This is a genomic window from Rhodococcus sp. NPDC055112 (assembly GCF_053607505.1).
Window position 1 is genome coordinate 41,474 of record NZ_JBSGTR010000038.1, and the last position, 11,735, is coordinate 53,208.

Annotated in this window: 9 protein-coding genes and 1 riboswitch; of the genes, 5 read left to right on the forward strand and 4 right to left on the reverse strand. The window is 69.5% G+C overall.

Annotation, left to right across the window (positions count from 1 at the left end; genetic code table 11):
* Positions 1-3 precede the first annotated feature (3 nt).
* The 3 genes from ACWFRB_RS17095 to ACWFRB_RS17105 all read right to left on the reverse strand — a co-directional run bounded on the left by ACWFRB_RS17095 (position 4) and on the right by ACWFRB_RS17105 (position 2,492).
* Complete coding sequence (locus ACWFRB_RS17095) at positions 4-450, reverse strand: hypothetical protein (RefSeq protein WP_452642303.1); 447 nt, start codon at positions 448-450, stop codon at positions 4-6.
* A gap of 134 nt (positions 451-584) precedes the next feature.
* Entirely contained in the window at positions 585-1,433 is an 849-nt protein-coding gene (gene panB / locus ACWFRB_RS17100) for a 3-methyl-2-oxobutanoate hydroxymethyltransferase (RefSeq protein ID WP_452642304.1), read from the reverse strand.
* 183 nt (positions 1,434-1,616) lie between these two features.
* Positions 1,617-2,492: a DUF559 domain-containing protein gene (locus ACWFRB_RS17105; RefSeq protein ID WP_452642305.1), complete on the reverse strand. Its 876-nt coding sequence runs from the start codon at positions 2,490-2,492 to the stop codon at positions 1,617-1,619.
* 138 nt (positions 2,493-2,630) lie between these two features.
* On the opposite strand from ACWFRB_RS17105, the gene ACWFRB_RS17110 reads away from it, so the two are divergent.
* Genes ACWFRB_RS17110 through ACWFRB_RS17120 form a run of 3 tightly spaced genes read left to right on the forward strand, consistent with a single transcriptional unit; the run spans position 2,631 to position 8,622 of the window.
* A complete protein-coding gene (locus tag ACWFRB_RS17110; RefSeq protein ID WP_452642306.1) occupies positions 2,631-4,205 on the forward strand; it encodes an alpha/beta hydrolase in 1,575 nt (524 codons plus the stop codon).
* A gap of 55 nt (positions 4,206-4,260) precedes the next feature.
* Positions 4,261-5,601 (forward strand): type I glutamate--ammonia ligase, encoded by a 1,341-nt coding sequence (gene glnA, locus ACWFRB_RS17115; protein ID WP_097212112.1) that lies wholly within the window; start codon positions 4,261-4,263, stop codon positions 5,599-5,601.
* Between the two features lie 6 nt (positions 5,602-5,607).
* Entirely contained in the window at positions 5,608-8,622 is a 3,015-nt protein-coding gene (locus ACWFRB_RS17120; protein WP_452642307.1) for a bifunctional [glutamine synthetase] adenylyltransferase/[glutamine synthetase]-adenylyl-L-tyrosine phosphorylase, read from the forward strand.
* A gap of 10 nt (positions 8,623-8,632) precedes the next feature.
* Here ACWFRB_RS17120 and ACWFRB_RS17125 read toward each other — a convergent pair whose 3' ends face one another.
* On the reverse strand, positions 8,633-9,736 hold the full coding sequence (locus ACWFRB_RS17125) for a serine hydrolase domain-containing protein (protein WP_452642308.1): 1,104 nt from the start codon (positions 9,734-9,736) through the stop codon (positions 8,633-8,635).
* A gap of 170 nt (positions 9,737-9,906) precedes the next feature.
* Positions 9,907-10,081: riboswitch (M-box (ykoK) riboswitch) on the forward strand.
* A gap of 313 nt (positions 10,082-10,394) precedes the next feature.
* On the opposite strand from ACWFRB_RS17125, the gene ACWFRB_RS17130 reads away from it, so the two are divergent.
* Both ACWFRB_RS17130 and ACWFRB_RS17135 read left to right on the forward strand, forming a co-directional pair.
* The gene (locus ACWFRB_RS17130; protein ID WP_452642309.1) at positions 10,395-11,156 is read left to right on the forward strand and encodes an MgtC/SapB family protein; all 762 of its coding nucleotides are present in this window, start codon (positions 10,395-10,397) and stop codon (positions 11,154-11,156) included.
* Between the two features lie 163 nt (positions 11,157-11,319).
* Entirely contained in the window at positions 11,320-11,709 is a 390-nt protein-coding gene (locus ACWFRB_RS17135; RefSeq protein WP_452642310.1) for a hypothetical protein, read from the forward strand.
* Positions 11,710-11,735: the final 26 nt, after the last annotated feature.

Genomic DNA, 11,735 nt, shown 5'->3' on the forward strand with positions numbered 1-11,735 from the left:
GTGTCAGAACCCGATCAGGCCCGATGCCAGGTCCGGGATCCGCAACGACTCGATGGCCTCGGCACGCACGTCCGCGCACTGAGCCTGGGTGATCACGTCGATCCGGGCCTTGTTGCCCATCAGCTCGATGACGTTGATGCCGTTCTGGGCGGCCCACGTGCCGACGACCGTGTTCAGACCGCCCTTGCCGATGGTCGGGGTGTACGTGCGCCAGCTCTGCAGCTGCGCCTGCATGTCCGCGCACAGCTGGGCGGCCTGCGCCTCGGTGACGCCGCCCGCGACCACGCCGCCGGGCGCGGGAGCGGCCGAGGTGCCGGGCAGGGTGCCCGTGCCGCCGCTCGGGGCGGGAGCGGGGGCCGGGGCCGGGGCATTGTCGGTGGCGCAGCCGCCCGCGAGAGCGACGACAGCAGCGGCTCCGGCGACGGCGGCCGCGAGACGGCGATGGAACATGTAGGCACCCTGTCTTTCGGTGAAGTGTGTGACGGCGCACGGGATACCCGCGCGCGCCGTTGTCATCGAGTGTGCCATCGCGCGACGACAACCCGCCCGAGAGGGCGGATCGTCGCCGCGCGTGGAAACCGGCGTCAGAAGCTGTGTTCCTCCGCGGGGAAGGTGCCGGACCGGACCTCGGCGGCGTAGGCGGCCGCCGCGCCGCGCAGATCGTCGCCGACCGCGGCGAACTTCTTGACGAACTTGGCGGTCTTGCCGCTGGTGTACCCGGCCATGTCCTGCCAGACCAGCACCTGCGCATCGCATTCGGCGCCCGCACCGATGCCGACGGTCGGGATCGTCAGCTTCCTGGTGACCTGCCCGGCGATCTCGGCGGGCACCATCTCCATGACCACGGAGAACGCGCCCGCCTCCTGCACGGCGATGGCGTCGGCGACGAGCTGCTCGGCTCCGTCGCCGCGGCCCTGCACGCGGAAGCCGCCGAGGGTGTTCACGGACTGCGGGGTGAACCCGATGTGTGCCATCACCGGGATGCCCGCGGCGGTGATCGCGGCGATCTGCGGGGCGACGCGCTCGCCGCCCTCGAGCTTGACCGCGTGCGCCTGGCCCTCCTTCATGAACCGGGTGGCGGTGGCCAGCGCCTGTTCGGGGGAGGACTCGTAGCTGCCGAACGGCAGGTCGGCGACGACGAGGGCGTTCGGGGCGCCGCGGACCACGCCGCGGACCAGCGGGATCAGCTCGTCGATGGTGATCGGCACCGTCGTGTCGTAGCCGTAGACGACGTTCGCGGCGGAGTCGCCGACGAGGAGTACCGGGATGCCGGCCTCCTCGAAGAGCCGCGCGGTCGAGTAGTCGTAGGCGGTGAGCATCGCCCAGCGCTCACCCTCGGCCTTCATGGTCTGCAGGTGATGGGTGCGGATCTTGGTTCGCTTGGCGGCCGGCTGAGCGGGCGCGGAACCATAGGGCGCAGTGTTATCGGACATCAGTGTCCCTTTCGTGCCTCGAGGCCCAGTGCGGGTCCCCGGGTTGTGGGTGATGACGTAGCTCAGTCTGCCACCGGCCGACCACCCCGAGAACAGGCGGTGACGTGCAATTGGTCACACCGGTAGTGGGTGGTCTTGGGAAGGATCTGCCCCGCATTCCGGGGCTGATCCTTCCCAAATCGGTCAGGACCGGCTTTCGAGTGCCGCGACGATCTGGTCCAGGACGGAATCCGGGTCATGCCGCAGCTGGTGCCAAGTGAAGCGGAGCACGTGCCAGCCGGCGTTGACCAGGATGTTCTGGCGCCGGGCGTCGTTGTTGAACCGGGCCACGTCACGGTGCCAGGCCCACCCGTCCACCTCGATCGCGACTCGGTTGCGCACGAACGCCACGTCGATCTCATATCCACAGCTGGTGACGTAGGCACTCCAGTCGGTCAGTTCCGATCTCCGCAGCAACCGCAGCAGCATGCGCTCGGCCTCCGACGCGCCACCCTCGCCTGCTGAGCGGAGCAGGCGGGCGGCGGCGGCGGTGCCGTACCGTCCGCTGTTCCTCTCGTGCACGGCCTCCAGGACCGGGAGCGTCGTGTGACGCTGCAGCGCTCGGTCCATCAACACTGATCCGTCCCGGAGTTCGACGGCAGCCTCGAGGACGGTGAGTGGGAGTTCGGTGACGCGCAGGCCGCGGACCGTGCCGATATCGGTCCAGTGCAGGTCGCGCCGCCGGATACGGATCCGGTCCCGGTTCTTGACTGCACGGGCGCGGGGAACCGTGACGAGGTCGTCGGCGGGAGGCCGGTCGGTGAGGCCGAGCCACCAGGCCGCGCTCGTACTGCTCGCCACGGCGTCCGGCCCGGCCGCGAACACCGACGCTCGCAGCCGTGCGGCCCGAGTCAGCTGCCGGTCGGACCGTAGGTAGATGCCCCGGTGCAGACGCCGCCACTGACCGGTGCTCACCCGGCGGTCGACGGCGGTCGTGCTCATGCCCGCCGACCGCGCCTGATCCAGGGTGATGACGCCGTCCTGATTTGCCATCAGGGCGTGCACGGCGATCGGTGTCATGTCGTCTTGGACGTCGGTCGGACCGCCTCAGGTTCCAACGAGCACGACCTTTGGCAGGATCTGCCCCGGAATTCGGGGTCGATCCTGCCGAAGTTGCGCGGACCTGCCCTGTTCGCTGCCCGTGGCACCATCGATGGCATGCCGATGTCGCGCCGAGTCCCAGTCGTACTGGCCGTGGGAGCGCTCGTCGCTGCCATGGCCGCCGGATGCGGGAGCGTGGTCGACGGGGCCGCCCAAAGCGAGGCGGCAGGCAGGCAAGCGGGCGACTTCGGTCCGGGTGCGGGCGCGGTCCCGGCGGGCCTGGAGGCGTTCTACACGCAGACCCCGCAGTGGGAGTCCTGCGAGCGCTACAGCACCGACGGGATGCCGCTGGCCAGCAGCCTCGAATGTGCCGAGATCACCGTGCCGGTGGACTACGCGGACCCGAAGGGGGGCACCGCGAAGGTCGCGATCTCCCGGAGCCAGGCGACCGGCCAGAAGGTCGGGTCCCTCCTGGTCAACCCCGGCGGCCCCGGCGCCTCCGGCTTGGCGATGGCGACCGACGGCGCGGGCACCGCGTTGGGCGAACGGTTCGACATGATCGGGTTCGACCCGCGCGGGATCGGCGCGTCGACACCGCAGGTTCGCTGCCTGACGCCGGCGGAGACCGACGCGCAGCGCGCTGATCCCGGCGTGGACATGAGCCAGGAGGGGATCGCCAGGATCGAGGCGAAGAACGCCGACTACGCGCGCAAGTGCGCCGAGCGGACCGGTGCCGAGTTCCTCGAGCACGTCGGCACCCGTGAGGTGGTCCGGGACATGGACGTGATCCGTTCGGTGCTCGGCGACAAGAAGCTGAGCTACCTCGGGTACTCCTACGGCACCCGGCTCGGCTCGAGCTACGCCGAGACGTTCCCCGCGAACGTGCGCGCGATGGTGCTCGACGGCGCGCTGGACCCGAACCAGGACCAGGTCCAGGAGGTGGTGCTGCAGGCGGCGGGCTTCCAGGAGGCGTTCGACGCGTTCGCTGCGGACTGCGCGCAGTCGGACGACTGCCCGCTCGGCACCGACCCCGCCCGGTTCAGCGCGCGGTTCAAGGAGCTGGTCGATCCACTGGTCGACAAGCCGGCGGACACCACCGACCCCAGGGGCCTCGGCTACCGGGACGCGATCACAGGGGTCCAGCAGGCGCTGTACTCGCAGAACCTGTGGGGGATGCTCCGTGGCGGGCTCAGCTCGCTGGCCGACGGCCACGGCGACACCCTCCTGCAGCTGGCCGACACGTACGAGGGTCGCCAGGAGGACGGCAGCTACAGCAACATCGAGGACGTGTTCAACGCGGTTCGGTGCGTCGACGACCCGCCGGTCACCGACAGGGCGGAGGCAGGCGCGGCGGATACCGAGTTCCGGCGGGCCGCGCCGTTCCTCGACGACGGTCGCGGCACGGGCAATGCCCCGCTGGACACCTGCGCCTTCTGGCCGGTGCCCAGCTCCGGGAGCCCGCACACGATCGATGCCCCCGGTCTGCCGCACCTCGTGGTGATCTCGACGACCGAGGATCCCGCCACGCCGTACCAGGCGGGCGTGGAGCTGGCCAAGCAGCTCGGGGCCTCCCTGATCACGTACAGGGGGACCCAGCACACCGTCGCGATGAGCGGCGTCTCCTGCGTCGATGACCCCGTCGTCGAGTACCTCACCGAGCTGACCGAACCCCAGCCCGACCTCACGTGTTAGTAACCGATTTCACGATGTAACACAGATTTAACGGACTTTGCCTACTCTCGCGGACATGGATCGCCAAAAGGAATTCGTGCTCCGCACCCTCGAAGAGCGCGACATCCGTTTTGTACGACTGTGGTTCACCGATGTGCTCGGCTACCTGAAGTCGGTGGCGATCGCCCCGGCCGAACTCGAGGGTGCCTTCAGTGAGGGCATCGGGTTCGACGGTTCGGCCATCGAGGGCTTCTCGCGGGTTTCGGAGGCGGACACCGTCGCCAAGCCGGACCCGTCGACCTTCCAGATCCTGCCGTGGGCGCACAAGGACGGCGCGCAGCACTCCGCGCGCATGTTCTGCGACATCGCGATGCCGGACGGGACCCCGTCCTGGGCCGACCCGCGGCACGTGTTGCGCCGACAGCTCAGCAAGGCGAGCGACCTCGGGTTCAGCTGCTACGTGCACCCCGAGATCGAGTTCTTCCTGCTCGAGAACGGCCCCGCCGACGGCACCCCGCCGGTGCCCGCGGACAGTGGCGGCTATTTCGACCAGGCCGTGCACGACTCCGCGCCGAACTTCCGCAGGCACGCCATCGACGCGCTCGAGTCGATGGGCATCTCCGTCGAGTTCAGCCACCACGAGGCCGCGCCCGGGCAGCAGGAGATCGACCTGCGCTACGCCGACGCGCTGTCGATGGCCGACAACGTGATGACCTTCCGCTACATCGTGAAGGAGGTCGCGATCAACGAGGGCGTGCGCGCGACCTTCATGCCGAAGCCGTTCAGCGATCAGGCCGGGTCGGCGATGCACACCCACATGAGCCTGTTCGAGGGCGAGAACAACGCCTTCCACAACCCGGACGACCCGATGCAGCTCTCGGACACCGGTAAGGCGTTCATCGCAGGCATCCTCGAACACGCCAACGAGATCAGCGCAGTGACGAACCAGTGGGTGAACTCCTACAAGCGGCTGATCCACGGCGGCGAGGCCCCGACCGCCGCGTCCTGGGGTCCGTCGAACCGCTCGGCCCTCATCCGGGTGCCGATGTACACGCCGAACAAGGCCTCCTCGCGTCGTGTCGAGATCCGCAGCCCAGACTCGGCCTGCAACCCCTATCTCACCTTCGCGGTGCTGCTGGCCGCCGGACTCCGTGGCATCGAGAAGGGCTACGAGCTGCCGCCCGAGGCCGAGGACGACGTCTGGTCGCTGACCTCCGCGGAGCGCAGGGCGATGGGCTACAAGGAGCTGCCGAGCAGCCTCGACACCGCGCTGCGCGAGATGGAGCGCTCTGAACTGGTGGCCGAGGCACTCGGCGAGCATGTGTTCGATTTCTTCCTGCGCAACAAGCGGCGCGAGTGGGAGGAGTATCGCAGCCAGGTGACCCCGTTCGAGATCAAGACCTACCTGGGTCTGTAAGCACCAATGGTCAAGCCGCCTACCGCCCGTTCCACCATCCCCAGCGTCGGCCGTCTCGGCCTCGTCGAGCCGACCGCGGGGGCCGAGCTCGCCCACCTCGACTGGGCCAACCCGGAGAGTCTGGAGCTGCTCTGGGCGCTCTCGCGCGCCGCGAACGCCGACCTTGCCCTGCGCACCCTGGTCCGCGTCAAGGACGGGCTCGGTGACGGTTGGGCCGAGCTGGATGCCGAACTCCGCACCGATACTGCCTTGCGGGGCAGGCTGTTCGGATTGATCGGCGCGTCGAGCGCGTTCGGTGACCACCTCGTCGCGGACCCGTCCGGGTGGAAGCTGCTGGCGGGGGAGTCCCAGCTGCCGAGCCGGGACGAGCTCACCGACGAGCTGCTGGCCAGTGTGCAGGCCACCCAGGACGACAGCGCGTCCGAGACCAATCTCGTGTACCGGGCGGGGATCACCGGCCCGGCCGCGATCGCCGCGCTGCGCAAGACATACCGCGACCAGCTGATGGTGCTGGCGGCCTCCGACCTCGCGGCCACCGTGGAGAACGAGCCGGTGTTGCCGTATCAGACGGTCGGCCGCCAGCTCTCCGACATGGCCGATGCCGCCCTCACGGGCGCGCTCGCGGTCGCGGTCGCCGAGATCTACCCCGACGGGCCGTGCCCGGCCCGCCTCGCCGTGATCGCGATGGGCAAATGCGGTGCGCGCGAACTGAACTACGTCAGCGACGTCGACGTGGTGTTCGTCGCGGAGCCCTCGGACGCGTCCACCAGCAGGCTCGCGGGCGAGCTGATGCGGGTGGGGTCTGCCGCCTTCTTCGAGGTGGATGCGGCGCTGCGACCGGAGGGCAAGCGCGGCGAGCTGGTGCGCACGCTCGACTCGCACATCGCGTACTACAAGCGTTGGGCCAAGACCTGGGAGTTCCAGGCGCTGCTCAAGGCGCGACCGGCGACCGGTGACCTCGAGCTCGGCGAGCGGTACGTCGACGCGCTGAGCCCGATGGTGTGGATGGCCTCCGAGCGCGAGGACTTCGTCGTCGACCTGCAGGCCATGCGCCGCCGGGTCGAGGAGATGGTGCCGCCGGAGCTGCGCGAGCGGGAGATCAAGCTCGGCCGCGGCAGTCTGCGCGACGTCGAGTTCGCGGTGCAGCTGTTGCAGCTGGTGCACGGGCGTGCGGACGAGTCGCTGCACGTGAAGAGCACCGTCGACGCGCTGACCGCGCTGGCGGCAGGCGGCTACGTCGGGCGCGACGACGCCGCGAATCTCGCTGCGTCGTATGAATTCCTGCGGTTGATCGAGCACCGGCTGCAGCTGCAGAAGCTCAAGCGCACGCACACGCTGCCGCCCGCGGACGACGAGGAGGCGCTGCGCTGGCTCGCTCGCGCGGCGCACATGCGTCCGGACGGCCAGCGGGACGCGCTCGGCGTGCTCAACGCCGAGGTCAAGCGCAACGCGCACCGGATCCGTCGCCTGCACGCCAAGCTCTTCTACCGGCCGCTGTTGGAATCGGTTGCCCGGCTGGACAAGGACGCGATCCGGTTGAGCCCGGACGCGGCGACGCGTCAGCTCGCCGCGCTCGGCTACACCGCGCCCGAGAATGCCCTCGGTCACCTGAAGGCGCTGACCGGCGGCGCGTCGCGGAAGGGGCGGATCCAGGCCCTGCTGCTGCCGACCTTGCTCGAATGGCTCAGCGACACACCAGATCCCGACGCCGGACTGCTCGCATACCGCAGACTGTCCGAGGCGATGCTCGAACAGGACTGGTTCCTGCGGGTGCTGCGCGACGAGGGTGCGGTGGCCCAGCGCCTGATGATCGTGCTCGGATCGTCCGCGTACATCCCGGACCTGCTGATCAAGGCGCCGGACGTGCTGCGGTTGTTCGCCGACGGACCGACCGGACCCCGACTGCTCGACATCGACCCGGACGAGGTCGCCCGCGGGATCCTGTCCTCCTCCGCGCGTTACGACGATCCGGTGCGTGCGGTCAACGCCGCTCGCTCGCTGCGCAGGCACGAGCTGGCGCGGGTGGCGTCGGCCGACGTGCTGGGGATGTTGGACGTCCCGCAGGTGTGCCGCGCCCTGTCCTCGGTGTGGGCGGCCGTGCTCGGGGCCGCGCTGGACGCGGTGATCCGTGCCAGCGAGGCCGAACTGGGTGGTCCTGCGCCCGCGTCGTTCGCGGTGATCGGAATGGGCAGGCTCGGCGGTGGCGAACTCGGCTACGGCTCGGACGCGGACGTCCTGTTCGTCTGCGAACCCAAGCCCGGCGAGGACGAGGTCCGGGCGGTCAAGTGGGCCAACAGCATCGCGGATCGGGTGCAGAAGCTGCTCGGCGCGCCGAGCACGGACCCGCCGCTCGAGGTGGACACCGGCCTGCGCCCCGAGGGCCGCAACGGTCCACTGGTGCGGACGTTGGCGTCGTACGAGGCGTACTACCGACAGTGGGCGCAGGCCTGGGAGATCCAGGCGCTGCTGCGCGCGCACACCGCCGCGGGGGACCCGGACCTGGCTCTGCGGTTCCTGCACATGATCGACCAGACCCGGTACCCGGAGGGCGGGGTCTCCGAACAGGCGGTCCGCGAGATCCGGCGGATCAAGGCCAGGGTCGACTCCGAGCGGTTGCCGCGCGGCGCCGACCCGGCCACCCACACCAAGCTCGGACGCGGCGGCCTGGCCGACGTGGAGTGGACGGTGCAGCTGATCCAGCTCCGGCACGCCCACGACGTGCCCGCGCTGCACAACACCTCGACCCTCCAGACGCTGGACGCGATCGGCGCGGCGGAACTGATGAGCGAGACGGACATCGAGCTGCTGCGCGAGGCCTGGCTCACGGCGACCAAGGCCCGCAACGCCCTGGTCCTGGTGCGCGGCAAGCCCACCGACCAGCTGCCGGGACCGGGCCGGGTGCTGTCCGCGGTCGCGCAGGTCGCCGGCTGGAACTCCGGCGACGCCGGGGAGTTCCTGGACAACTACCTGCGCGTCACGCGCCGGGCGAAGGCCGTGGTGGAGCACACCTTCGGCGCCTGATCGAGGTCCCTCACGGGCACAGCGCGTGCGAGAGCAGGGCCTCGCTGTCGGTCTGCCGGGTCGGGATCTGGGTGAGGGTGATGGTCACCGCCCGGCCCTCGGCGCTCGCACCGGACAGGGTGTAGTAGCCGGGGATCCCGCCGGTGTGGCCGACGTACCTGACCCCGCACGGCAGGTCGGTTGATCCGACGCCGAGGCCGTAACCCATGCCCTCGGCCTCGTCGGTGGCGGGTAGTGCCTTCGTCATCTCGTCCAGCTGCGCACGGGGGACCACCTTCCCGTCCAGCAGCGCGAGCCAGAACCTGTTGATGTCGCGGCCGGTGGAGACCAGGGCACCCGCCGACCAGGGGACCGAGGGTTCGATCATCGAGACGTCGGTCATGACGCCGCCGACGTCCTGGTATCCGGAGGGGTGCGGGCCCCGGATCGCGCGCTCGCCGGGTCCGGGAAGGTAGGTGTCCTCGAGGCCCTGGGGACCGAGGATGCGGGTGGTGAGCTCGTCGGTGTAACTGTGCCGGGTCACCGCCTCGATCAGCATGCCGAGAACGATGTAGTTGGTGTTGGTGTAGACGAATCGGGATCCCGGCGGAAACTGTGCCGGTTTCGCCATCGCGATCGCCACCGCCTGGGCCGGGGTCGTCGTGCGGTTCTCCATCGCGGCGACCAGCTCGTCCGCCCCCGGCTCGCCCGCGAACTCGGGCAGCCCGCTGCGGTGCTGCATGAGCTGCCGGACCGTGATCGCCGTGCCCTCCCCGCCCGCGCCCGCGACCACGCCGGGCAGGTAGCCGTCGACGGCGCGGTCGAGCTCGACCTTTCCCTCCGCCACGAGTTGCATGACGATCGCGGACGTGAAGGTCTTGGTGATGCTGCCCACTCGGACCCGACTGTCGTCGGCGATCAAGGCGCCGGTCGTGCGGTCGGCGACGCCGCTCGTCAGGACCGTGGTGGTGCTGCCCGCGCTCACTGTCGTCACGGCGCCGACGACCCCAGCGCTCGTCAGTCCGTCGAGGTCCTTCTGCAGGGTGCGGGTGCGCTCGAAATCCGCACAGCCGCTGAGCAGTAGGGCGATCGCGGCGATGGCGGCGACGGTGAGCGCCGGCTTCTGTGGTCGCATGGCGATGACCGTACGGACGGGGCCGATCGGTGTCATCGGGGTTGCCCCTGATCTGTGCCCTGATATTCGGTCGGGGAGTGGCCTCGGCGACCTGATCGGTGTCGGCCTCGGCGTCGCGCGGCGGCGTGGGCGGGTTGCCCCTCCCGAACATCGCGCCTACGGTGGAAAACGCAGCACCTCGTTAGGCGAGGCTCCTGCACGAACACAGGCCACTGATCTGACGACGTCGAGAGACGCCCAAGGTTAGGACAGATCTCCCCGGATTAAGGGGTGATCCGAAGTGGCTTCCCTGAGGTGATCGGGGATACGTCGTGCAGTGCCAAAGCCCTTACGTGGAGGTGTCAGTCGACGGAATCCATATCGCTGTAAGTGGATTCGGCGCCGTGTGCTCGCAGGTTCCACCGCGACGGTGCCCATCCGTTCGCAGCAGCCAGACATACGAGGAGGTGACCACCGTGGACGACCCGCCCAGTGGAGTTTTGACGCAACATGATTCGGCCGACGGTGGTCGCTCAGGCGACTAGTCCCGCCCACCTCGGTCCTTCCCCTCGCGACCTCGGGTCGCGTTCGAGCCCGCGACATTCGATGTTTCGGAGCAACCCTGTGCTGCGCGCCGACCCTGTCGGAGCCGATCCGGCACATGGAACCAGGAGTGACGATGGATACGACGGTGATCATCCTGCGCGTAGCGCTCGGCCTCACGCTGGGCGCTGCGGTCGGCATCGAGCGACAGTGGCGGTCCCGGCTGGCCGGGCTCCGGACCAACGCACTGGTCAGTCTGGGGGCCACGCTCTTCGTGATCCTGGGCGCCTACAGCTTCGACGGTCCGGGCGCGGACCCGACCCGCGTTGCCGCACAGATCGTTTCGGGCATCGGGTTCCTCGGGGCCGGCGTGATCATGAAGCAGGGCGCCTCGATCACGGGATTGAACACGGCTGCGACGTTGTGGGCGACGGCGGCGATCGGTGCGCTGGCGGGCGGCGGGATGTACTGGGCCGCGGTGATCGGCACCGTGGCGATCATGACGGCGAACACGCTGCTGCGTCCGCTCGGCCGGTTGATGGACCACCAACCGGCCACCAAGGGGCGCGAGTTGCCGCCTGCGGAATACGTCTTCGAGGTGACGTGCCGTGACGACGCCGAGGCCCACGTGCGCGGCCTCGCCGTGCAGTCGGTCTCGCGCCCGGAGTTCCGGCTGCGATCGGTGCGCTCCTTCGACCTGCCGGAGACCGGCGAGGTGACGGTGCTGGCGGAGCTGTCCGCCGACGAGCGGGACGACCGGCTGCTCGAGAGCGCGGTCAGCAGACTCAGCATGGAGCCACTGGTGACGCACGTGCGTTGGACGGTGGAGACCGACTCTCGCTGCGCTCGACCCGCCGCCGAGTGTGCAGCTGCAGGCGCCCGCTCTCGGCCGACGTGACGGTGGGTGCACACTCGGCGCGACGCCGCTGGTACTCGGACGATTGTCCATATGTCGGCGCCTGCCGGAGCCCGGGGAATTGCGGCGTTTCGCGCACCCACTGCCGCGACCGGAAGTTACAGTCAGTCCTGGCTCGTCCTTCGTCTGCAAGGTGAGGATCGACATGAAACTGATGACCCGAACGTCAGTATCGGCCCTGTTCGCCGCGGCACTGATCGCCGGAGCGGGAACTGCACACGCCAGCCCGATCTCCCCGGACGAGGGCCAGTCGCGACCGGTGGTCCCGGGGGTGCACCTGGTCGACCAGAAACAGGCGGCGCTGGAGAACATGCTCAACGAGCTCAATCTCGGTTGGGCCAACGGCGGTGCGGCAGGAACGGCGATCGGCGCGGCCATCGGGCTCGGCGTCGGATGTCTCTCGATGTTCCCTGGCAGCCTCGCCGGTTGCATGATCGGGTTGCCGACCGGTGCCGTCACCGGCGCGCTCATCGGAATCGGCAATGGAAACCCCAAGGCTCAGAAGGCGATCGAGGACTACATCAACACCCCATAGTTGGGTGTCGCGCTCGCGCCGGGATC